This is a genomic window from Desulfofundulus australicus DSM 11792, from assembly GCF_900129285.1.
Lineage (GTDB): Bacteria > Bacillota > Desulfotomaculia > Desulfotomaculales > Desulfovirgulaceae > Desulfofundulus > Desulfofundulus australicus.
Map to the genome: position 1 here is coordinate 26,329 of NZ_FQUW01000012.1, position 22,281 is coordinate 48,609.

The 22,281-nt window shown below is 53.7% G+C and carries 26 protein-coding genes; 2 read left to right on the forward strand and 24 right to left on the reverse strand.

The genetic code is table 11. The features are described 5' to 3' along the window. The 3 genes from BUB44_RS05650 to BUB44_RS05660 form a co-directional block, all read right to left on the reverse strand. Complete coding sequence (locus BUB44_RS05650; RefSeq protein ID WP_073163985.1) at positions 1 to 2,592, reverse strand: DNA methyltransferase; 2,592 nt, start codon at positions 2,590 to 2,592, stop codon at positions 1 to 3. A 288-nt stretch (positions 2,593 to 2,880) separates the two neighbouring features. Next, positions 2,881 to 3,999, reverse strand: coding sequence for a stalk domain-containing protein (locus tag BUB44_RS05655; RefSeq protein ID WP_073163988.1), 1,119 nt, complete (start codon positions 3,997 to 3,999; stop codon positions 2,881 to 2,883). An 82-nt stretch (positions 4,000 to 4,081) separates the two neighbouring features. Further along, complete coding sequence (locus tag BUB44_RS05660; protein ID WP_242655865.1) at positions 4,082 to 4,258, reverse strand: aspartyl-phosphate phosphatase Spo0E family protein; 177 nt, start codon at positions 4,256 to 4,258, stop codon at positions 4,082 to 4,084. 190 nt (positions 4,259 to 4,448) lie between these two features. Between BUB44_RS05660 and BUB44_RS05665 the strand changes: the two genes are divergently transcribed. Next, complete coding sequence (locus BUB44_RS05665) at positions 4,449 to 4,715, forward strand: hypothetical protein (RefSeq protein ID WP_073163994.1); 267 nt, start codon at positions 4,449 to 4,451, stop codon at positions 4,713 to 4,715. A 538-nt stretch (positions 4,716 to 5,253) separates the two neighbouring features. Here the strand turns inward: BUB44_RS05665 and BUB44_RS05675 are convergent. From BUB44_RS05675 to BUB44_RS15350, 14 genes are all read right to left on the reverse strand, one after another. After that, positions 5,254 to 5,859, reverse strand: coding sequence for a hypothetical protein (locus tag BUB44_RS05675; RefSeq protein WP_073163999.1), 606 nt, complete (start codon positions 5,857 to 5,859; stop codon positions 5,254 to 5,256). A gap of 40 nt (positions 5,860 to 5,899) precedes the next feature. Continuing rightward, the gene (locus tag BUB44_RS05680; protein WP_073164002.1) at positions 5,900 to 6,271 is read right to left on the reverse strand and encodes a hypothetical protein; all 372 of its coding nucleotides are present in this window, start codon (positions 6,269 to 6,271) and stop codon (positions 5,900 to 5,902) included. 142 nt (positions 6,272 to 6,413) lie between these two features. Next, on the reverse strand, positions 6,414 to 6,836 hold the full coding sequence (locus tag BUB44_RS05685) for an ASCH domain-containing protein (RefSeq protein ID WP_165611015.1): 423 nt from the start codon (positions 6,834 to 6,836) through the stop codon (positions 6,414 to 6,416). A gap of 169 nt (positions 6,837 to 7,005) precedes the next feature. After that, positions 7,006 to 7,299, reverse strand: a complete 294-nt coding sequence (locus BUB44_RS05695) for a hypothetical protein (protein ID WP_073164010.1) — start codon at positions 7,297 to 7,299, stop codon at positions 7,006 to 7,008. Positions 7,300 to 7,378: 79 nt separating this feature from the next. Beyond that, positions 7,379 to 8,026, reverse strand: a complete 648-nt coding sequence (locus BUB44_RS05700; protein WP_073164013.1) for an HD-GYP domain-containing protein — start codon at positions 8,024 to 8,026, stop codon at positions 7,379 to 7,381. A gap of 96 nt (positions 8,027 to 8,122) precedes the next feature. After that, positions 8,123 to 8,329 carry a hypothetical protein gene (locus BUB44_RS05705; RefSeq protein ID WP_073164016.1) on the reverse strand — a complete coding sequence of 69 codons (207 nt, stop codon included), beginning with the start codon at positions 8,327 to 8,329 and terminating at the stop codon, positions 8,123 to 8,125. A 14-nt stretch (positions 8,330 to 8,343) separates the two neighbouring features. Next, the gene (locus tag BUB44_RS05710) at positions 8,344 to 9,306 is read right to left on the reverse strand and encodes a glycosyltransferase family protein (RefSeq protein WP_073164018.1); all 963 of its coding nucleotides are present in this window, start codon (positions 9,304 to 9,306) and stop codon (positions 8,344 to 8,346) included. Positions 9,307 to 9,398: 92 nt separating this feature from the next. Beyond that, positions 9,399 to 9,827 carry a P-loop NTPase family protein gene (locus tag BUB44_RS05715; protein WP_131821589.1) on the reverse strand — a complete coding sequence of 143 codons (429 nt, stop codon included), beginning with the start codon at positions 9,825 to 9,827 and terminating at the stop codon, positions 9,399 to 9,401. Between the two features lie 83 nt (positions 9,828 to 9,910). Further along, positions 9,911 to 10,174 (reverse strand): stage V sporulation protein S, encoded by a 264-nt coding sequence (locus tag BUB44_RS05720; protein ID WP_073164024.1) that lies wholly within the window; start codon positions 10,172 to 10,174, stop codon positions 9,911 to 9,913. A 39-nt stretch (positions 10,175 to 10,213) separates the two neighbouring features. Further along, positions 10,214 to 11,290 carry a VanW family protein gene (locus BUB44_RS05725; RefSeq protein ID WP_242655867.1) on the reverse strand — a complete coding sequence of 359 codons (1,077 nt, stop codon included), beginning with the start codon at positions 11,288 to 11,290 and terminating at the stop codon, positions 10,214 to 10,216. A 126-nt stretch (positions 11,291 to 11,416) separates the two neighbouring features. Further along, entirely contained in the window at positions 11,417 to 12,052 is a 636-nt protein-coding gene (locus BUB44_RS05730) for an HD-GYP domain-containing protein (protein WP_073164027.1), read from the reverse strand. A gap of 75 nt (positions 12,053 to 12,127) precedes the next feature. Then, a complete protein-coding gene (locus tag BUB44_RS05735; RefSeq protein ID WP_242655869.1) occupies positions 12,128 to 12,466 on the reverse strand; it encodes a hypothetical protein in 339 nt (112 codons plus the stop codon). Between the two features lie 232 nt (positions 12,467 to 12,698). Further along, the gene (locus BUB44_RS05740; RefSeq protein WP_073164029.1) at positions 12,699 to 14,948 is read right to left on the reverse strand and encodes a glycoside hydrolase family 78 protein; all 2,250 of its coding nucleotides are present in this window, start codon (positions 14,946 to 14,948) and stop codon (positions 12,699 to 12,701) included. Between the two features lie 81 nt (positions 14,949 to 15,029). Further along, complete coding sequence (locus BUB44_RS15350; protein WP_165611016.1) at positions 15,030 to 15,167, reverse strand: hypothetical protein; 138 nt, start codon at positions 15,165 to 15,167, stop codon at positions 15,030 to 15,032. 352 nt (positions 15,168 to 15,519) lie between these two features. Here BUB44_RS15350 and BUB44_RS05750 point away from each other — a divergent pair, with 352 nt between their 5' ends. Continuing rightward, the gene (locus BUB44_RS05750; RefSeq protein ID WP_278247936.1) at positions 15,520 to 16,050 is read left to right on the forward strand and encodes an FtsH/Yme1/Tma family ATP-dependent metallopeptidase; all 531 of its coding nucleotides are present in this window, start codon (positions 15,520 to 15,522) and stop codon (positions 16,048 to 16,050) included. A 61-nt stretch (positions 16,051 to 16,111) separates the two neighbouring features. Here BUB44_RS05750 and BUB44_RS05755 read toward each other — a convergent pair whose 3' ends face one another. The 7 genes from BUB44_RS05755 to BUB44_RS05785 form a co-directional block, all read right to left on the reverse strand. After that, positions 16,112 to 17,464: a VanW family protein gene (locus BUB44_RS05755; RefSeq protein ID WP_073164035.1), complete on the reverse strand. Its 1,353-nt coding sequence runs from the start codon at positions 17,462 to 17,464 to the stop codon at positions 16,112 to 16,114. Positions 17,465 to 17,524: 60 nt separating this feature from the next. Next, the gene (locus tag BUB44_RS05760; RefSeq protein ID WP_073164038.1) at positions 17,525 to 18,190 is read right to left on the reverse strand and encodes a hypothetical protein; all 666 of its coding nucleotides are present in this window, start codon (positions 18,188 to 18,190) and stop codon (positions 17,525 to 17,527) included. A 314-nt stretch (positions 18,191 to 18,504) separates the two neighbouring features. Next, positions 18,505 to 19,248, reverse strand: coding sequence for a hypothetical protein (locus BUB44_RS05765; protein ID WP_131821590.1), 744 nt, complete (start codon positions 19,246 to 19,248; stop codon positions 18,505 to 18,507). Further along, positions 19,245 to 19,793 carry a hypothetical protein gene (locus BUB44_RS05770; protein WP_073164044.1) on the reverse strand — a complete coding sequence of 183 codons (549 nt, stop codon included), beginning with the start codon at positions 19,791 to 19,793 and terminating at the stop codon, positions 19,245 to 19,247. Before BUB44_RS05770 ends, BUB44_RS05765 begins: the two co-directional genes overlap by 4 nt. 64 nt (positions 19,794 to 19,857) lie before the next feature. Further along, positions 19,858 to 20,832, reverse strand: a complete 975-nt coding sequence (locus BUB44_RS05775; RefSeq protein ID WP_131821591.1) for a hypothetical protein — start codon at positions 20,830 to 20,832, stop codon at positions 19,858 to 19,860. A gap of 97 nt (positions 20,833 to 20,929) precedes the next feature. Continuing rightward, complete coding sequence (locus tag BUB44_RS05780) at positions 20,930 to 21,538, reverse strand: class I SAM-dependent methyltransferase (RefSeq protein ID WP_073164050.1); 609 nt, start codon at positions 21,536 to 21,538, stop codon at positions 20,930 to 20,932. After that, positions 21,535 to 22,275 (reverse strand): dolichyl-phosphate beta-glucosyltransferase, encoded by a 741-nt coding sequence (locus BUB44_RS05785; protein ID WP_207545622.1) that lies wholly within the window; start codon positions 22,273 to 22,275, stop codon positions 21,535 to 21,537. The genes BUB44_RS05780 and BUB44_RS05785 overlap by 4 nt, the downstream gene beginning before the upstream one ends. Between the last annotated feature and the right edge of the window lie 6 nt (positions 22,276 to 22,281).

Sequence of the window (22,281 nt, forward strand, 5' to 3'; positions counted from 1 at the left end):
TCACCACCAGATCAGCGGTTTGATCAGTTTCCACGGCGGGTTCTTCAGGTTCACCCGCTCGCCGTCTTCGAACTCCACCTCACCGGGCTTCGTGGGGTTGTCCGGATCTGGGTGGATGCGCCGGATCCACTTGCCGATCACACAGGAGAGGGTCTCTGCCAGGTCGATGTCGTCGTAAAGCTTGCCTGGGTCTACCCGGATCTCGTCCTTTTCGGTGTCGATCTCCACCACCTTTTCGTTAGTTTCGGCGTTGTCCAGCATCTTCTTATCGCGCATGAAGACATATTGGCTGTAGGGATCAGCCTGGATGAAGAGGGGTTCGACATCCTCGTAATGGGCCCGGCGTAAGGTTTCCTCGTATTGCTCTAGGCGGAAGTATTTAAAAAATCCGCCTCCTTGCCAATTAACCTCCTGGGAAATGCCTGATTGGTCTCCTGCTGCTACTGTCTTCATCCGTCTTAATATCACATTGTGAAAATGATCACCCACCTCGACCCCAATCCATTTTCTTCTGAGTTTGTGGGATACTGCCGTTGTTGTTCCAGACCCCAAAAAGAAGTCCATCACTAGATCACCAGCACTGGTCAGATTAGAGAGTATGCGGTATAATAGAGCCTCCGAGTTTTCCGTCTTAAAGCCCCACTTGTTGGAATATCCTCGAATATCTAACCAATTGTTGTCTGCCACAACGGAATCTCTCGGTGGAATCCAGTACTGGATTGTACTACGGAATCTTCTAACGAACTCGAGTTTGCGTCCAGTTCGATTCCAATACTGTTCAATTGTTTCTCCGGATAGTCTCTCTTTTAGGTATCTTTGATAATTCTCGACAGCCTTCAACGCCCTTTCTTTGCTCCACATCCACTGTCCGCGATCCAGACTTACCCCTAAAAGCTCATACCTTAAGTTTGGTCGGTCTTCCGCTTTCCAGAACGAATGCCACTGGCCTTTTTTCTCGGCAGGTTTAGTAATGTGAGGGAAGCGAGTTTCAGGGTCGACGGAGTACCAGTACAAATTGTCGTAGTTAACCATCATAGACTTCATATTTTTAAACTGTTTCACTAATTCCCCCTTAGCCTCTTCTGCACGACGCACAATGATCTCATTACGGTAATTTTCAGGACCGAAAACTTGGTTCAGCAATAGCCGAACAAGCATATTTCCATCATGACCTACTCGGCAGAAAAGGCTACCATCCTGTGTTATAAATTGCCGTGCCAAGGAAAATCTATTTTCAAGCAAAGTCAACCACACAGCATCCTTATAGTTCACAACATATTCGTAATCCGCGTTTTCATCTAAGTTAAAAGGAGGATCCACATAAATGCACTTCACTCGTCCCTGAAACCTGGGCAACAGTGTGTTCAGGGCCTGGTAATTCTCACTATGGATAAGCCAGCCGTCCAGCTCCACGTCAAGATGGTCAAAGAGGCCGAGGATGGCCAACTCCAAGTCGGGGAAGTAGCGGGTGTCCAGGGGTAGATACCGGTAGCGGAGATGCAAACGTCGGCCCGTCTGATCCGTCTCCCACACATGCTCGGGCGTGAAATCCTCCCCCACCATGCCTAGGTCGCGCCACTCCTGCACCTGCTGTTCCATACCAGGGTGGGCTAGAATCTTTTCCAACAGAGCCTCGCCGCTCTCCCGAACTGCAATACGATCCAAGGTTATTACATAATGGCTATCCAGTACGAACTTGGGCTTGTTCCAGATCTTGACCAATTCGTCCTCGAACTGGGCGATGAAGTCAATAATCTTGTAGGCGATTTTCTTCAAGACCTGTAGCTGGCGGATGCGGGTTTCTGTCCATATGGTGCTCTTCCGCTCGGTAATCTCCTCAGCATCCTTCCGCAGCTCCGGCTCAAAAATGTACTGATATAGCCACAGGTTGAACTGCTCCCGGAGAAACTTGCGGGCGTCCTTGTTGATGAAGTAATCTACCTCACTCTGGCGTTCAAAAAGGCAGAAAGCGCGTTCCAGAGTGTCTTCTGACGGAACGGCGTCGGTGTAGCTTCTGAGCCCCAGCGCGTCCTTGATTGCCCGGCGAATGTCGTCCAGTTTGGTGATGCGGCCATTTTGGGAATAGGCCACGGTAAAGACCAACGTCCCGTCTTCACGCCGCTCCTTGAATTCGTAAACCAGGTCCCGCTTCTCGGTGGCCTTCTTATGTTCCAGGGTGGAGACATCGAAGAAGAAGCGGAAGCCGTCCAGTTCCACCTCCATGTTGCGGAAAAGGCGGTCAGTCTTAACATAGTAGAGCATGTGGGTCTTCCAGAAGAGCACCACGTCCCGGTCGTCAGTGTAGACTTGCTCGTAGACCCGCTCGTGCAGCGGCGTGTAGCGGAAGTAGATGGACCCGGACTCACTGAAGTAGCGGCGGAAAAAGGTGTAAAGGCGGTCGAAGAACTCCTCCCGGAACTCGGGGAAGGGCTTCAGCGCTCGATCAATGTCTTCTTTAAGGCACGGAAAAACACTTTTTTCGTAGTACTGCGATTTGATGTGCATCAGGTTGACGAAACCTGACTCGCCTTCGACTTTTGCACCGACAAAGACATCCCGCAGTGCATTGAAGAACTTTTGTTCTTTCAGCACAAGGATCCACCTCGCCTAAGTCGCCTGACATGATGAAAAACTAAAAGTGCCTCACCTGAGATACACGTCCAACAGGACACGGGAACAGATCGACAACTGCATGCCGCATCACCCGCCAGCCCAGCCGCCAAAACCTCCTGTCAACTGACAAACGCCGCGACCGCCGCCTCTTTCGGATGCACATGAAGCCCCAAAAGCCGTCCCTCAGGACGACAAGCTGGGCCAGCAAAATGTCTCTTCCTTTTGCAGAAAGTCTCTTTTTTTAACCCGGGAAAAAGGAAGCTCTGCTCACGGTTTGCACACCTTGCACGGCACATATCCTGCCTTAACCGCCTCTTCCCTACTCCGGAACTCCACCCGGTTCTGTGGAGCTATCTTCTGCGCCCATTGACAGTCCGGGCGGTGGAACTTCCTGGAGTTCGAGTTACCGATGTACTTCGCCCCGCCGCCAGTCTTACCAGCCGGAGCTACAGGGGTTGTACCCCATAGCCCTTTCCCCTGGTTCCTGGCCTCACGCTGGAACTTGACGAACATATCCGCGTACTTGACATTGGGCGGGACCGTCATCACCTGGGCGTAACCATCCAACAAAAGCCGGGCGTTGAACATCTTGGCCCGCACTTCCTCTTCGGAACCAGAAGAGGGCCGCTCCAGCCAGACGTAGGCCAAGAGTCTCCCATACTCGTCCCGCTCCTGAACGTCATATTCCAGGTAGACGGTTTTTCCGGAAAGCCTCTCCCGGGTGTAGGCTGCCGCTTCTTTTCCGTAAGGCTGTTCCTCTATCCCCAACTCCGGGTGAGCTATCTCCGGGCAGTTGACGCCAGTGAACCGTACCTTTTCGTCTTTTCCGTCAAGCTGTACATGCACGGTGTCGCCGTCGGAAACGGACGTTACGACAGCCGGGACCACGCGGACACTATTTTGCGCCCGGGGTGGTTCCGGCAGGTTTCCTTTTGGCCCCACCAGCACGGCCTGGCTCCCGGGGTCCCAACCCACTTCGTAGCCAAACGCTTCAGCCACGAACCTGGCGGGCAGGTAGGTGCGGCCATTGCGTACTACCGGGGCAACGTCCATCTGTTTGGGTTCATCGTTTACGTACATCACCTTGCCGCCTACGGCCAGAACAACGGCAACCTTATCCATGATCGGGGTGACCGTGCCTGCGGAAGGACTCCAGGTGATTTTTTCTTCCGGTACACCCAGGGCCAGGGCAAGGTAGCGCACCGGGACGTAGGTCCTGCCGTTTTCGACGAAAGCGGCGGCATCCATTTGCTTCTCCTGACTGTCCACGGTATAGTTCTTCTGCCCGATGACAAACACGACCCTGTGCGCGGGCGCGGCCAGAACAGGGAAAGCGAAAGCCAGGATTACTAGCAAGAAGGTCAACAAAGCGGCTGTTTTGCGCATCTTACAACACCCCCGCACCGCAGGTATTTTCCTGATTTTTTCTACTTTCCGGTGCGGGTTTCCTGCCCTGGTATGGAAAATGTTATCTTCCTGCTGCCGTCCCTGCTGTTTTGAAGCCGTATTTCAACCGGTAGTACTCCGTTACCAGCCTGTCCACCTTCCGGCTGGCCGCCAGGAGTTTTTCTTTGTCGCCGGGATCGATATTCAACAGCTCCCTCCTGGCCTTCTCCAGCCGTAGGATCGCCCTGCCGAGTTCCAACAAAAATTTCCCCCTTTCGCCATTTTGGCACCAGATCCAATTGAACCACTTACAGGAAAATGCGTCAAGAAAAAACCCTGTCGAGCGGTGTTGGATCGACAGGGTTTTTCTTAAAAAACTAGAGAAGGCATGAAATTTTCCAGCTTCACGACCAATTAATTATGGTAGAAGAAAGAAGCGAGGGATCATCATGCAAAAACAACAGTCCTTTGTACCTGAAAAAGTAGAAAAGTTTCTCACGGAAAACGGGTGGGAGAAAGTCTACGACAGCCTCCCCGATGGCCATCAGACGTGGCAGAAATATTGTCAGGGCTTCTGGGAGTTGGTTATCTACTCTACGGAGGACGGCCGGCACCACTGCAATCTCTGGCGCGGAAGCGATGCCATAAAGCCAGAAGCCGTCTTCTCACTGCGTTCCATCAGGGCGGTACTGCGACGGCGGGGACTAGCGATATAACCTGTCTTTAAAGCAAAATGCTAACTGTACTTCATAAAATGGTGGTCAAAATCTAAAGTAACCTTGACGAAATTGCAAAATGGTCAAAATTGCCTCGCCAGCTCGAACTCCACCACCCACATTCGGCACCCGGGTCCCAAAAGCTGTATATCCCGTTCGAACGCCTCCCGGTACGCTTTTACCGAGGAATAGCCTTGGTTCCGGATGTCCCCCTCCGGGATGTTGCCCAGCCGCTCCCGCCGAACGGCAATCACCCACACGTGGGCTAACGACTCCGCCCGGTAGCTCAACCTGCACTGGTGGACGGAACCGATTTTTCACCTTTTCCCGCTTAACCGTCGGGTCTGGGTTTTGCGGCCCGACAAGATAGGTTCTACGTGTTCGGGTTTGAATAGAATCAAGGCATGTTCACCCCGGCTTTCCTCCATCACCATTGCTTTTCTGCGGTCATCATCGCACCCAAACCAGCGAAATACTCGATTAAAAATCCCGCGGTTGCCGTTATCAATGAAAACTTCCATCTTACTGATTTTCCTGTTTATCGAAGCGTACGCACGCCAGTTAATATTCCAATAACTAGCACAACCACTAAGGCAATGAGGATTGCGATACTTACTCGCATCTGTTTCCTGCGATTAAGTTCATCGAATTCTTTATCCCCCATTCCAACACCGAAGAAATTGCTCAGGCACTCGTCCATTTCCTTGGCGTGCGGTTCGAAAAGCATAACCAATCGAATGATACCTGCAGGTGTCTGTACAACCACCCACCAAACATCCGGCGTACGTATTCCGGGAAACGCGAAGACGAGACCAAAACATAGGGGATTCGACGCTTCCGCAATAGCGACCCGGCGTATGAAGTTCCAAGAAGTTACCTTGATCTTACTTGACCGTCGATCCGCCTCTATGCGAAAATTGGATGGTGTAAAGATGAACCCCAAGACAAAGAGCACTGGCAAGAGAATTATCCAAAGAACAACCCACACAGGCACAATACCAGGGAAAAGCAAGTACATCAAAATTAACAGCAATATCAACGGCCCAACAAAAACAAAGCATCCTACTGATACCGCATAAGTCGGAAAATTATTCTTTTTTTCGAGAACAAGAATTTCGGAAGATTGCCTTTTCTCCAAAAACACTTTTACCATCCTTCTTGAGAATTAGGAATTACAACTGCTTTCACACGATGCTTAAATTTTTCTTTTTTTTCACGGCGTAGATTACCAAATTAAATACACCATATATTCCCCAAAACGCTATAGTCGCTAACGATATTTTAAGATATAGAGCATAGATCTCTTTTCCAACAAAATCAAATATATAAGCTATTAATGATGAAACTGAAAAAACATACGTCCAAGCTTGAAAAATCAAAAATTCTAACGGAACACTTTCAAGCTTTTTCAGAAACAAAATTCTACTTAGCCAAACCGGTATGAACACCTTTCTGGGATTCCATTCATGTTTAAGACAAGCTCCTGAAAAGCCTGTAAACCATAAACCCAAAAATAATAATAACATTAAAATATTTAGCCGAGATTGAATTTCCACGTTTTATATCCACTCCTACAGAGCGGTTTTGTAATGGCAGGATCTGGCTACGTAACCTGACCGCACGACCAAAACGTTAACTATACTTCACAAAATTGGGGATCCAAAATGTAAAGTAGCCCTGACGAAATTGCAAAAACGGTCAGGATTGCCTGACCAGCTCGAAATCCACCACCCAAACGTCAACATCCGGGTCCCAAAAGCCGTATATCCTCTCGAACGCTTCCCGGTACGCCTCCACTGACAGGTAGCCTTCCCTCCGGGCGTCATCATCCGTAATGTTGCCTAGCCTCTCCCGCCGGACAGCAGTCACCCTCACGTAAGCGAACGGCTCCATCCGGTAGCTCAACCTGCACTGGTGGACGGAGCCGACTTTCCACCTTTTCTTACCCAACCGCCGGGTCTGGGTCTTGCAGCCTGACAGGATGGGCTCCACGTGCTCGGGCTTGAACAGAATCAAAGCACCTCCGCCTCCACTTCCCTCCACCACCGCCGCTTTTCTTTGGCACGGCCCTCCCGGTACTTCGGGTCCCGGCACAGCCAGCACGAGCACACCAGGTTCCACTTGCTCAGCCGCCCGGCGTACTTTTCGGTCCATTCCGCGAAGTCATGCAGGAACATCCCGAAAATTTGACGCGCCAACTTCAGTCGCCGCGCTAGGTACCTGCGGCGGTGAAAAACGATGTGAGCCCTGTCGTGACGTTTTACGGCAACCACCCCCATTATTGTACCGCTTACCGTACCGGCCCCAGGACCACCGTGCCCCAGCGTCCGTTAGAAACCAGGCGACCGTTGCAGTACGGGCATTTTTCCGGCGGCACGGCCGACCAGGCGTCAGTCCAAACCGTCTTGGCACAGCGGTCACACCTGTACTCCATACACTCTGCAACCTTCCTGGCCGGCGCGTCATAACTCCATATCAAACCGGCCACGAAGGAACTCATACTTTTGCCTTCCCGAGCGGCAAGCTCCTTCAGCCGTCGGTATTCGGATTCCTCCAGGTACAGCATTACCTTCTTATTTCTCATGTGTTCCTCCTGTACTAGTGTTTTATACTAGTATATTATCACACCAATGATACTAGTACAATACACTAGTACCGGTAACCTATTTCCCTGCCAGATTTTTCACACCAAACATTTTTCCCATCGTCACATCATTCTCAACTGCCGCCAGTACCTGGATCACGTTTTCCGGAAAGCCCTGCCTTTCCAGCTCTGCCAATGCCTCCACCTTCATGAAGCCCCTGTCCCGGTAGGACCGGTGTTCCAAAAGCGCCGTATAGACTTCCACCGCTGCGACTATCATCGACAGGGGGTGAATTTCCCCGTTTCTCAGCCCGTTCGGGTAACCCGAACCATCCGACCTCTCGTGGTGTTCTTTCACTATGCGGCACACCAGCTTCGGTACTTCCGGCCAATACTGACGTAAGTAGTACGCCCCCGCTATGGGGTGAACGTTGACGAGTTTGCGGTCCTCGGTGTCCAGCCTTTCCCTGTCTGCTAGTACCAAAGGCCAGCTTATTTTTCCGCAGTCGTGGAAAAAAGCCGCCTGGGTGAGCCATTCCAGCTCCTCCTCCTGAAGGCCCAACGCCCGGCCCACCGCTTCGGCGTACATCGCCGTGGTAACAGCGTGATAATACAGCGTCTCGTGCCAGGCAAGTATTTCCATAGCCAGCCTGCTCGGCCCCTGGTATTTGAGCATTTCAGATAGCCACCCGGGCAGGCCCGGGCGGTAAAGAATCAGTGCGCGCACCTGCAAGACCACCTTTCTTGAACAGTCCTTGTCACAAAAAAAGCAAAAGCCGGACGCACTCCAGAAAAGAAGAGATTGCCCGGCTTTAGAAAAGAGTTATCTGCTCATCTGCGCGAGTTTCCCTCTATCCCGCAACTTTGTCACTTCGTCCCTGTCGAAAATCTCGACGCCGCACAGGGCACACCCCGCAGTACCATCCTCGTGATAAACGAGGGCGATGTAGCCGCAAGCGGGGCAGGTATTTTCCTTGCTTATCCTACGGCAGTCAACAAAATAATCAATAACCCATTTAAACAGCTTCATCGTACACCCCCAGGTCAGGCAGCTTTCTTCCTGGCGATACCCGCCGCAAGCCCGGCCAGGAAGCAAAAGCACTTCTCCGTAGCGTTGAACCCCGCCACCGCCGGGTCGGGAACAAACTGCTTCTTCCCGGTTAAAATCTCCCGTACTTCCTTTTCCAGCAGAAATACATCTCCACGGTAAAATACCGTGGGCACGCCCAGCCACACCGCCTCATACAGCGGCGTGGAATTTACACCCACCACCAGGCTCGCATCCATCGCGGGTAACAGGGATTCCCCTCCCTCATTCCATACAGCATAAGGAAGGATTTCCAGCCACTCCTCTAACCATGCCTTATTTTCCCTCGGGTGCGGCCGCAGGACCAGCTCGAAGTCCCAACCTTCCTCCCGCAGCCGCTCCAGCACCGATACCAGGGCAAGCAGAGCCTGCTTTTCCGTGGGCTTCAGCCCGTGCATTTCCAGGGGCTGGGAGTAGAACACCACTTTCTTTTTCGGCCCTTCCGGTGGTACGTATCGGAATTGCTTTAAACGGTCAAAATGCGGGTTGCCCAATACCACTACTCCAGAAGTATCGAACCCTGCCTCCCGCATTTCTTCCACCACCCGGGGGTGAGGAGCCATGATCAGGTCGGGCATTTCCCTGAACCGCTTTTCATAGTTGCCGAACCAGTCGAGCATGCACACGCTTACCGCGCTTACCATCCTTGCGGCAGGAACCGATGCAAGTACCGCCGGGTGCGCCGACCCCGTTTCATAGAGTACAACGTCGGGTACCATTGCTTCAACCGTACGCATCACGGCTTCCGGTTCCGGGATCACGTCAAAGCCTACACCGACAATCTCCCTCGCCCAGGGGCTCAGCAGAGCGACGTCGTACCTCACTCCGGGCAGGTCTCTTGCGGCAAGTTCTCTGACCAGTGGGGCGGCGAAGTTTGCCCCGCCAGGACTGTGAATGACAAACAGTAAATAGACGTTCATAGTTATCCCCCCTTACAAAAAAAGCCCGGAAAATCCGGGCAAAACGATTAAACAAAAATTGGCAAGCGGTATTACCTACATTGCAAGGTGGTTTAAAATGCGTTGGACAATGTCCGTTTTAATACAGGCATATCCCGCAATAGCCGTTCCAATAATTCTTGCCTGGTGATTAGTGAAAATTTTTTCGGCGGCCGACATTTTTCTTCCAAATCACATAGTGTCAACCTGCTTGTCTGGTAGCGAGTATTTATTTTCTGCCCATTCATGCTGATCATGCTGCCGGGATGTCCGGCATTTACAGTTCTAAGCGTAGATAAGATTTCCTCAATATCTATTGGTAAATCATGGCTTAATTCCTCTTGCAGAAACAACTCGCTGGTGTCTTCCAAAACAATGACTTTTTCGTTTACGACTGAACGTATTGCTCGAAGACAGGTGGCCATGCCGGTATCAGTTATACCGGAAAATTTGACTTTCGCTTTCGTGCTGCAAAGCTCTTTCAGTAAATTCTCGACTTCCACTCTGTCCATCCCCCTTTTTCTCATTGTGGTTTCAAAAAATAAAAAGCCGGACACCCCGGAAAGGGGCACCCGGCCCGCCAGCATCACCGCCAGAACACGCGAAATTGCACCGCCGTCTTCTCAGTTCCGTCCATTTCCACCTTCACCAACCCCGGCACAGCTTTTAAGTCAGCGCCCTCCGGGGCCGCCAGACCCCGAGCCACGGCTACCCCCTTGACGGCCTGGTTTACCGCCCCGGCACCAACGGCCTGGAGGACGGCTTCTCCGCCATTTTTCCTGAGCGCTTGATACAACGCCTTCCCGAGTTTCCTGGTGTCAGTTCTGGAAGATACCTTCAGCAGTTCCAAATGACATCCCTCCCGCAATTTGCCACCCTACATGACACATTATTTCCGCTGTACCCACAATTCCACCCTCAGTCTTTCGTAATCACTACGGGTTTTGATTACCAGAAGTTTCCCTGCCGTGTTCCTGAACCGGAAATCCCAATACGGCCAGGCCACCGCCGCGTCTTTCCCCGGCTCCGCGTAGCTCACGGGCATGCTGTGGTTATGGCGCTCCACCACCTCCAGCCCCGCGTTCAGCACCGCCAGATGGAGGGCCGTGGAGGCCCTGCACACGCCACCGCCTACGTCCGGCACCAATTTGGGGCCATAAACCGTCTCGACAACGGACCTCCCTTCCACAAAACCCCTGGATACAGTGCGCGGCCCCACAGCCCGGTTAAAGCTGAACACTTCACCCGGCTGGACCACTTTCCCGTTTATCAGTAAAGCCGCCAGGGCCGCATTCTCTCCACCCCCGTCCGGCGGGTTCGGGATCTCGGCGTACCCCAGAAGTTCTGGTACACCCAGCTCCTTTTTGATTAATGCAGCACCTTCAACATGCTTTACTCCACCACCGTCCCACCAGACCAGAGAAGGTATACCCTGGACGCCTTCGGGTGGAGACTGGACCAGGTAGTACGGCTCCCCGGTCAGGCCATTTTCAGCCAGCTTTGCTTTCGCTTTTCCGATGTCCCCTTCTTCGCGCAAGTAAGTGACAATCAGATATGGACGTTTTCCCGGCAACAGCTTGGCCGCATCTTTCAGCGCTTCCGGGCAGTGCGGGCACCATGCCGCGAAAAACAGGGCGGGTTTTTCCCGCAGGTCCAGGTACGTTTCCTCTCCGTCCGGGGTGGATACCCGGAGCTTGTAGGAAGCTGCCTTTTCAACCGGGTCCGGCCCGGCTTTATCGCTGCTGTCAGGGTAATTTTCCGCACCCACCGACACTGCCGTAGTCGCGGGTAGGGCAGAAACCAGCTCTATACGCAGATTGACAACCAGCAGGGCCAGGGCTACCACCGCCAGCGCCCGGGCGGGGCCGGCGAATACATAAACTATCCGTCCGGGCTGTTTATCCAGTGAAACCCGGTAAAGTACGACCAGCAACGCACCTAGAAACAATGAGAACGCAATTGACAAAAATAAGTATCCTATACCAACCAAGACACTATCTACCCCCAAGAAAATAGCCAGGTTAAAGACCCCGGCTATTCCCGAGTATACTGACCCACTTCCCACTTTTACCACCGCGGGCGCATTTTCCGGCTACGAAAGACACTGCCCAACGGTCTTCCCCACCACTACCTCACTTATGCCCGCCAGTACCCGGACCACCTCCCCCGGTAACCCCTGTTTTTCCAGTTCCGCCAGGGCTTCGGCCCGGGTGAAGCTTTTATCCCTGTAGGGCCGGTGCTCCAGGAGCGCCGTATAGACTTCCACCGTGGCGACTATCACCGACAGGGGATGAACCTCCCCGCCCTTCAGACCCGCCGGGTAACCGGAGCCGTCCGGCCTCTCGTGGTGTTCTCTGATCGCACGGCACACCGGATCCGGCACGTCAGGCCAGTACTTACGCAGGTAATACTCTCCTGTTATGGGGTGGACGTTGACCAGCTTCCGGTCGTCGTCGCTCAAATGAGCTTTACTTACCAGCGCCGATGGCCAGGTAATCTTTCCGTAATCGTGGAAAAAGGCCGCCTGTATGAGCCATTCCAGTTCTTTATCCTGCATACCCAGCGCCCGGCCCACCGCTTCGGCGTATACCGCCGTGGTAACAGCGTGGTAATATAGCGTCTCGTGCCAGGCCAGCATTTGTATGGCCAACCTGTTCGGCCCCTGGTACTTAAGCATTTCAGACAGCCACCCGGGCAGACCCGGGCGGTGGAGAATGAGTGCGTGCACTTACGAAACCACCTTTCTGCAGGTTCTTGATAAAGTAAAAGCCGGGTACCCCTGGAAGAAAGGTACCCGGTCTTATCATGCTCTCTTCCTGGCCCTGTTTTTACTGTTCCACGCAGCCGCACAGGATGCACTGCAGAACATACGGTCCGCTTCTTCGGCGAAAAACTCTACGCCGCAGTTAAGGCATCTGAACTGCTTCCAGGGCTTTTGTCTTTCCGGCGGAACGAAACTGCCGTACAGGTATTCCCGGAAAGAGTGGATAAAGGTGCCCACGTCCACCGGCCCGTACTTACTGGCCTGGACGAGGCACCGCAAGAGCCCGGCCAGCCGCCGCTCGCGCTCGGTCAGGACATGCTCCACAGATACCACCACACATTTACCTTTTTCCATTCCCGAACAAACCCAGCAAAGCATCGAACTGCACGCCCGGCCCAGCCATCCTCCCGACCGTCCTGCGGTCCACTTCCCCGCAAAGCACCAGCCTTCACAGCGCTCCCAACCGTACCTGGGGGTCGGAGTCGTCCACCAAAAAAGAGCGCCAGGTCCTCCGGACACCCCGGGTGACGTACCGCGTGCCAGCGCATCTTCGGGTTTTCGGAGAACGCCAGGGAAGCGAGTTTTTACAGAACAGCGCCGTCCGATTCCATCAGCTTGTGTCCCTCCCCTGCAGTACTACGAACCAATCTTCATAAATGCTCCCCTGTGTCACAACCACTCCTTCAGCGTAAGGTGGCGCGTTCAATTGCGCCGCTCCTGCCGCTCCGCTGCCGGAAAGTTGCATCCGCACCACCGTCCCGCTCGGGCAAACCGCAAGCGACGGGTCCGTCCAGAACTCCACGGCCCACCTGTTCACAGCGCTTCCCGCCGGGTACATGGGGTTGCTCGTCGTCCCGTCCGGCAGTTTTGACGGAATATTTACCGTTGCCGTCTTGTTTCCCTGCGGCCCGGTATAGGGGAATGCCCAGGACACCGAATTCAGCGGCCCCACGGAATCAACCAGAAGCACCACCTTAGCCCCGGCCTTGACTTTCGGGAGCTGGTTTGCCGTCATACCCTGGGTAATGACGATGTGTGTCGCCGGATTCTTCGGGTCCGGTGAAACCTGACCTGCCGGCGGGCTGACGATCTGGGCCACCCTGGGCCGTTCGAAGGCATTCACGCAGAAATTCGCCCAGTTCGACCAGGGCGATTCAACCCCGGCCTGGTCCCATACTTTGACACGGTATTTGAACTGATAAGCTCCCGAAGCCCACAGCGGCCCGGGTACGTCCGGCGCCGTGCTTGTAGGTACGGTGTACTGATTGCTACTACTCGCCACCTTACCGCTGTCCAGCACCAGGGCCATATCCGAAGCCTGAACTATTTGGACCTGGTATGCGCTCTGGCTATCTCCCGGGTCGGGATCAGAGAAAGTCCACGAAAGGGTGGGCGTCGTCGTGGTAAAGCACGTGCCGTAGCTCTGCGGAACCGGCGGGTTCGGCGCGCTATTCGTGTCCAGCCTCACAGCCACGCCTCCGCGCGGATTTGCCGCGATTTTCGGGGTAACGTTGGTGTCGGAAGTGGCCAGCTCCGCCTTCCACTTTACCGCCCTGCCAGGACTGACCAAAACCCAGAGCTGTTTGTTGTCCACCGAAGGCAGGGCATCGTTTGCCGCGCCTATCTGGTTCCACGTGTTCCCGTTGTCCGGGGACACTTCCAGCACCGTGCCCGAAGCCGTACCCCGCACACGCCACTTCTTGACCCAGTTCGTGCCGTCAGCCGTGACGGACCAGGTTACCGAAGTATTGTTCGGCAGCTCGTGGACGGCTCTCACCCTAACGTGGGTGACGTTGTAGCCGGGGTCAAAGGCTTTCGAAACGGCCACCGCCGGGGAACGGTAGCCCGCGTTCTGCAAAATGTCGGAGACTGTAACGGAAAGGGACGAGTTGTACACCAGCGAAGAGCCGTTCCACTGGTAATACCTGACCTGGTTGCCGTCCACAATTATCCGGTCGTAAGAGCCCGGCCTTATGGCCACAGCGCGGGGGTTCGTCAGGCCTGAAGTAACCGAAAGTGCCGCGTTGTACCTGAGGGCCGTGCCATCGAAAGAGTAATGTTTCACCTGAGTGCCGTCTACTATTGCCACGTCGTACCCGTTCTGCGGGTCGGCTACAGCGAAGGCCACGGGACTGGTCAACCCGGTCACGGCCAGGGCTGGGTTCTCCGCCATACCCGATCCACTGAAGTTGAACCAGCGTATCCTGTTCGGCTCCAGCACCACCGTGTCGTATCCCCCGGAAGCCAGGGCCACGTCGATGGGGTTGGTCAGGACGACCGAAGGCTCCAGCACGGTGTTCCTGGTCATATTCGATCCGGTAAAGCTGAAGTGCTGGACCTGGGTCCCCACCAGGGCGGCCACTTCGGACTGGCCCGCCGCACCCACGGCCAATACACCGGTCAGGCCCGCCACAGAAAGGGCGGGGTTGTAGGCCATGCCGGAGCCGGTGAAGGAGAAGTGCTTCAGCCCAGTTGAATCAGCCACCAGCACGTCAGGGTAGGTACCCCTGGCCGCCAGGGCAAGGGGGTTGCTCACCCCGGAGACGTTGAGGATGGTGTTCTCCCGCATCTGGGTGCCGTCGAAGGAGTAGTGCTTCACCCCGGAGGTGGTGAGCACCACGTAGTCATACTCCCCCAACTCCCAGAATCCCACCAGGTCTGGTACGGGCTTCGGGGGGAGCTTTATTTCCCGGTTCGCCGTGTCCACTACGGCTGACGTAGAGGATGTGTCGATTATACCCGAAGTGTCGGTCGGATTTATCGTATAGTCCCACGTGGCCGCCGGGGAGGGACGGGGATAGAGGGCCAGGGTTAGACAGGCAACAACAAAAACAAGGAAGATGTACGTTAGGTTCCGCAATTTAGTCGGCCCTCCTTTAAAAGAACTTGCAGGATTTTCTTGCCTTATGGTGAATAACTCAACGTATTCTGACTTCCATCTTTAAAAACCTGGGGGAAGTATTTCAGTGGTTAAAGTTTTTTGATAAGTAAAAAATTCCGTACTGTTCAAACCAATATAAATAGCTACAGATATTGTAACAACAACTATAACAATCAATGTGATTTTTAATCTTTTCATCTTTTCACCCCCTCTTTTAAACCCATGGAAGGAGATTAATATATGCAAGACAGCTTAAGATACAAAATCTTATTTTTTATTTGGACTTTTTTCATTATAATGTCAGTTGCCCTATTTTTTCTTGCACTTAAACTTAACACTTTTTTCTATGGTTATATCAAAATTGTTCCCTTAGTGATTATTTCATGGATACTTTCGTTAATTTCACTATCTCCATTGGCTTAAGGAAAAACTTAATATAAAAGTTTTCCTGCTATTACTTTCATTTGCTTGGCTTATCGTCATCTCACACCTGGTATATAAAACTATAATTCCCCCACAACCTCTTTTTGAAGAATCTTTCTACGAAGCTATAGCTGTTCACGAAGCAGGACATGCAGTGGTAGCTGAAACGCTTTTCCCTGGACAAGTTACTGAGGTGGCAATAATAGAACCATGGAGAGCAAGATGGTTCAAGTTCTTTAATATCGATGTGAATGGCTTTTGTAAATACACATCAATGATAGATATAAGACCCACTCTGGATACTGCCAAAAACGAAATTTGTATCATGTTATCAGGAGCTGCTGCTGTTGATTTCTTTTTCCCAGATCTCAAACTAGGTGGAAATCGAAGTGATTTTTCAAAGGCGGAAGAATTAATACAAAAAACAGTAAATAACGGTTTAAGCGAAGCTGGCCCAGTTACATGGAATATGTTAACTGAAGAACAGAGGAACAAAATTGCTCAAAATATCATGAAAAGTGAATATGAAAGAGCCCGTAAAATTATCAGCGAACACAAAGATGAAATTCTTGCGGTATCAAAAGAATTAAAAGAAAAAGAACATTTAACAGGAGAAGAATTGAGAAATATTCTCAGTTCTTCTCCTTCGAAACAATAAACCAAAAAAAATTCGCCCTATGTTTTCGTGAAAAAGGAAGGAAGAAAAAAGAGGAATACCGTTAGCGAAATACCCATAATTCCACCCTCAATTTCCCCTGGCCACTACGGGTTTTGATTGCCAGAGTTTTCCCTGATGTGTTCCTGAACCGGAAATCCCAGTACGGCCAGGCTACCGCCGTGTCCTTACCCGGCTCCGCGTAGCCTACGGGTATACTGTGATTGTGGCGCTCTACCACTTCCAGCCCCGCATTCAGCACCGCCAGATGAAGGGCCGTGGCCGTCCGGCACACGCCCCCTCCCACGTCGGGCATCGCCTTGGGACCGTAGACCGTCTCGACGATGGACCTCCCCTCTACGAAACCCCTGGATACCGTGCGCGGCCCCACCGCCCGGTTGAAGCTGAATACTTCGCCTGATTGGATCACTTTGCCGTTTATCAGCGAAGCCGCCAGTTCCGCATTCTTCCCGCCCCCGTCCGGCGGGTTCGGGATTTCGGCGTATCCCAGAAGTTCTGGTACGCCCAGTTTTTCGGCTATTGCTCCGGCCCCCTCAACGTGTTTTACTTCGTCTTTGTCCCACCAGACCAGAGAAGGTACCCCCTGGATGCCTTCGGGCGGGGACTGGACCAGGTAGTATGGTTCCCCAGCCAGACCGTTTTCGGTCATCTTCTTTTTTGCCATTTCCTCATCGCCACCCCGAGGGTAGGTGACTACCAGGTACGGGCGCTTTTCCGGAGACAGCATAGCCACGTCCTTTAGCGCTTCCGGGCAGTGGAGGCACCATACCGCGAAAAATAAGGCGGGTTTCTCCCGCAGGTCCAGGTACGTCTCTGCTCCGCCCGGCGTGGACACCCGGAGCTGGTAATGGGCTTTCCCGTCAATTGCTTTTGGTCCCCCTGTCACGAAACCGCCGGATTGACTTTCCGCACCCGCTGCCATGGCTACCGTAGCTGCAGGCGGAGCAACAGCCGGCTTCGTACCGGGATTGATAACCAGCAGGACCAGGGCTACCACCGCCAGCGCCCGGGCAGGGCCGGCGGAAACATACGCCGTGTGCCCGGGCTTTTTGTCCGGTGAAACCCAGTAGGAAGCGGCCAGCAATACGCCCATTGCCGCGAACTTCCAGCATACCGGACAGACGGACCCGGTCACGGCGTAACCGTACCCGATCAATCCCGCATGGAAGATCGCTCCTGCGGCCAGAAAGGTTCCCGTCAACCGGTTTTTCGGCAGGCCCAGGCACAGGACACCCGCCATGGCATAGTACAGCACCCCCCAGATCCACCAGGGGCGGCCCAGGAAAGAATCCAGCTGGGCTACTGCAGAACATGCACCGGAAGCGCAGGAAGGTTCAAGTTGCCAGGCAATGATAGCAGCCAGCGAAAGCAAAAAGTATACATATCCTACAAGCATAAAACCCCTCCCCAACAAAAAACCGCCGGGTTATTCCGGCGGCGTTTACCTTGTCTATCGCTATAGTTTGAACATGGTCATTTGCCCGCTGGCCGTTGCTCCCGCGGCGTTTCTTACCTCCACGAAAATAGTGTGTGCCCCGTTCCCGGTGATACCCGTGGCCGTGGCATAACCGCTGACCGGCGTCCACGCGCTCCAGCTCCCGGTGTCCGCCTTTACCCGGAACTCCGTAGCCCCGGGAGCCTGGACGACTACATTGAATGTGGAGCCGGTGGTGCACGTGGCCCCGTTGTAACCGGATATTCTGAGTATCACTGGTACCATGCTGTTCTGTAGGTTCGTTATGGCGGTCAAGGCCTGGTTGGCCTTGTCACGGGCCTCTTTGGCCAGTGTGGCGGCAGACTTGGATTCAGTTTCATCCCAAGTGTTGTTTGCCGCGTCAGCCGCTCTGGCACGGGCTTCTTCGGCTTTGTTGTAGGCGTTTTGTGCATTGATGGCTGCGGTATTGGCAGCAGATTTCGCTGCGTTGGCTTCATCACGAGCCTGGGTGGATAAAGAAATAACACTGTTTATTTCGCTGGTATTAGCAGTATCCTGAGCTAGCATGATATAAAAAGTGGAACTGTGATCCTGTTTAACACCACCCTGTACCTCAACTGTTGAGTATGCATTTATGTCAACCCAACCATCTTTACCCCAGACATCAATAATTGTTACACCGTCCAAACGGACATCGCCTACATAATGATCAGAAGGCAAATAAATTTTAATCGCCTTTAATCCAGCAGGAACGGTAAATGTTCTCCAAGAGTATGAATTATAAGTAACTGTCCACGACCTATCCTCGAACGCAGACCAACCCGCATTAGCTGTTCCCGTGTGCAAACAAGAGTATAGGATCCATATGGCAAAAATCCCAATTAAACCTAAACTTACTCGCACTAAACGGCACGTGCGCCAGTTGCTAGCAAAGCTATCGGGATACCCCCCCCCGCCCATTTTTGTTATTCATCACATTATCAACCATTTTACGTTCCTCCTTAAATTTGATTGATTTTCATAATTCTCCAGCCTTGCTTCGTCCGAAAGAAACCTGCTAGAACCGAAACATCCCTGCTTTCAACCTGGTAACCAAACCTCATCAACATACTCTTTCCCCGCTTCCACACCGGCTTTGCTTTAAGTTTCTCGACCTTGCCAATCACCGCCCCCTTTCCTAGAACTGCTCCACCCATCTCCTGGCTCCTCCTGGCCGGGCCGGCCAGGTACTTCGCAGCCCCCTGCCAGTCCCCGGCAGCCAGGGCGTCAAGGTAACCCTGAAAAACCCGATTTGCTGCATCCGCTTCCGCCCGATTTACAAACAGGCCCACTCCTGACACTCCTGACATATCAGGTTCCGCTTCCCGGAACGAAACAACCTTCCAGCCCTGGCTGGTTTTAACCGCATCTACGCTGTACCATCCTACGTCAGCGGACCCGTCCTGCAGGGTCAGTTCCACCGTGGCCAGCACTTTGGCCCAACCCCGGCCCAGGGCGGCCACGGAGCAGGATACGTCTTCGACCTTCGCCGTGACCTTGCTACCTTTCAACCGGGAAGCCGCAAAAGCTGCGCTGCCGGAGGAATATTGCAGAGCAGCTTCGGCGTCCCCGGCGGCCAGGGCGCGGACGTAGTTTTCGGCGGCCTTTCTGGGCGGGGCCGAGGCGGAAAACCGCCAGGCCCCGAAACCCAGGACGGCCAGGATCAACGCCGCGGTTAACGCCAGCAAGACCTTCCGCACCATCAACGGCGTTCACCCACGGCGGTCATCAGTTCTTCCAGAACAGCGCGGGCTTCCCTTGACGCTCCCAGAACGGTTTCCAGAGCGGACTCCATCTTGACCAGCGACTCCAGTGCTTTCCGACCTTTTTCCTTCACTTGTGCCCACGTCGCCTCGTCGGTCACCTGCAATGACTCGATGAGCGCCTTGATCCCTGCCAGGGCTTTCGCCGCTTCCGAAGCCGCTTTCCCCGGCAGGACCGCTTTCGGGGCCTGCTCTGCAATTTCCATCTTTTCTTCCGACCTTTCTTCCGCCGCACTCTCGGGTTTGATTTTTTCCTCCCAGTTGACGCCGTTTTCTTTTTGCTTGCGTCCGAACACGTCTCCCTCCTCCTTTAAGATCTGGTTCAGCGATACGGCCGATAATGTTCCGGCCGCCGTGCATAAAAGAAAAGTTTTCAGTTCTTCCGCCCAACCGGGCGTCCCCAAAGTCAAGACGGCATACAGTGTTGCCGAAACAAACAGGTTGGCCAAAGACAGAACAGCGATCGTCCCGGTCGGCGCACGGGGCAAGAAGGACCACCTCCTGAAAAAATAGAAGCCCGGGGATTTTCCCGGGGTGAACTGTCGTACAGTACTACACTTTGAAGAACGTGAACATTGTCTGGGCCACGGTTCCGGCGGCGTTCTTCACCTGCACCGTTGCGGTATTGGCGCCGCTCACTATGCCGCTGGATATGGTTATAGCGTTGCTGGTTACCCATCCGGAATCGAAGGAGCCACATGTCACCCGGTAGTTAACCCCGCTGGACGGGGTAGCGGAGATGACCACCGTGAACGTGGAACCGGTCGTACAGGTGGCTCCGTTTTGGCCCTGGACTTTCGTTATGGTCGGCAACGGTAAAGAATTCTGTGCGGCCAGATAAGCCCAGTATGCGGCGGATTGGTTATTGTAAATGGTGTTATTCCTTGCTTCCTTTGCCAGTGTAGCTGCCGACTTGCCCTCGGCGGAATCCCAGACCCGGGCAGCGGCAGTGTCAGCACTGGCTTTAGCAGCCTGAGCTGCGTTATAAGCGTTCTGGGCGTTGGTAGCCGCAACATCCGCACTGGCTTTAGCAGCATCAGCAGAAGATTTAGCGTTATTTGCATAGTAGTAAAAAGTTGCAGTCCAGGTTAAATAGGAAATACTGCTAGTTGCTTCTGGATAAATTCTTATTGCAGTTACGGACGGAGGCAAGATCCAATAATAGTAATTTCCACTTGGTGAAGTATTTATCGTTGCCCAATTCGTAATCCATGTTCCGTTCTGAAGAATATCTATATAGCCCCTGCCTCCATACTGTGCCCTCTGACATAACATCTCCAGAGCACCTATCGTTTGCCCTGCTGGAGCAACGTAATTTACCCGCGCAGTAGGGTATGCGTTGCCTTGAGTTTCGCCAGATTGCTTATCACCACCCAGCACAGCAAACTCACCAGATTGATGAAGAGCAAGATTGACATAACTATCAGCGTACCAGGCCGCGAAACTTTCTTGCGCAAAAAGAAAGGCAACAACAATAAACATAAGACAAACAGAAACAAGTATCGCAAATTTACCTCTCCACGTCATTGTATATTCCCTCCCATATGTACTATTCTCGCTGCCACCCAGCGCTGGGACCTTGGTACCCTGACCGAAGACCCTCTTCGCCGTCACGTCCACCAGCTCAATCTTGAACACACCAAGCAACAATAACCCCCGTCAACCCAAATGGTAACTTCAGCTTTGCATCGAAAATCGCCGCCCGGCACACCCCTTCCCCCATCCATTTCGGCAGTCCCATCCCTGCGCTACCACCGGGGAAGACCCGCCGAACCAGGAAGACCAGCGGCAAAAACAGCGAAAGAATAAATTGCCTCTCCAAAACGCAAAATCCATACTTTTTTAAAAGCGTCGTCACCTCCCCCATCCTATATCTCCTGAAGTGCCCGCACCTTACATCATGCCCCGACCACAATTCCGGATAAAGGGGCACGGACACGAATAGCAACCCGCCGGGCTTCAGCGCTCTCCGCACCTCCTGTAGAGCCGGGTCTTCTTCCGGCAGGTGCTCGAGCACGTCGAACAGGCACACAGCGTCGAAATGTCCGTCCGGGAAAAACAGCTTTTCGGCACTGCCCGGCTCTGCCCTCATGCCTTTTGCCAGCGCCGTTTCCCGGAGCACCGGGTCCGGCTCGACACCATACCATTCATACCCCGGCAGTGCCTCCGAAAGCCAGCCGTCCCCACAGCCTATATCCAGGACACGGGATCCGCCGGGCAGGTGCCGCCTCACGAAACCGGAGAGGATGTGCTTTCGGGCGCGGAAGTACCAGGAGTCGCCGGAAAAGAGTTCCCGGCAGACCTCCTTCGAATTTGCACCAGTTCCCCGAACATCCTGCACCCGTCTTTGAACAACCTCACCTTCGAACCAGGTACGTCCGTCCAGCTTACCCCCACCTCCTCCACTTTGAAGCCCATCTCCCGGGCCAGCAGTAAAACCTCCACGTCGAAGCAGTACCCCCGGCACTCAGCCAGGGAAAAGAGCAACCTGGCGCTATCCCCCCGGAACAGTTTGAACCCGCACTGGGTGTCCCGGTGGGGCAGCTCCGTGAGGAGCCGCACCAGGAGGTTGAAGAGCCTCCCCGCCAGCTTCCGCTTCAGGGAGGCCCTTCTTACCCTCGCTCCCGGGACATCACGTGAGCCTATGGCTATATCGGCACCCCTCTCCAGGGCGTCTTTCAGCTTCGACAGCTCCGTTACAGGCGCGGCCAGGTCGGCGTCCGTCACCAGCACCAGCTCTCCCCTGGAAGCTATAACGCCGGTCTTGACCGCCGCGCCCTTGCCCAGGTTGCGCGGGTGCCTGACCACCCGGCATCCGAATTTTTCAGCGATCTCCGCCGTTCGGTCTGAAGAGCCATCGTCAACAACGACTATTTCGTGTTCCCGTCCGGCAAGGTACTCCATGACGGCCCCCAGGGCACCCGGCAGGCGGGTTTCTTCGTTGTATGCAGGTATCACCACGCTGAGCACTTGAAG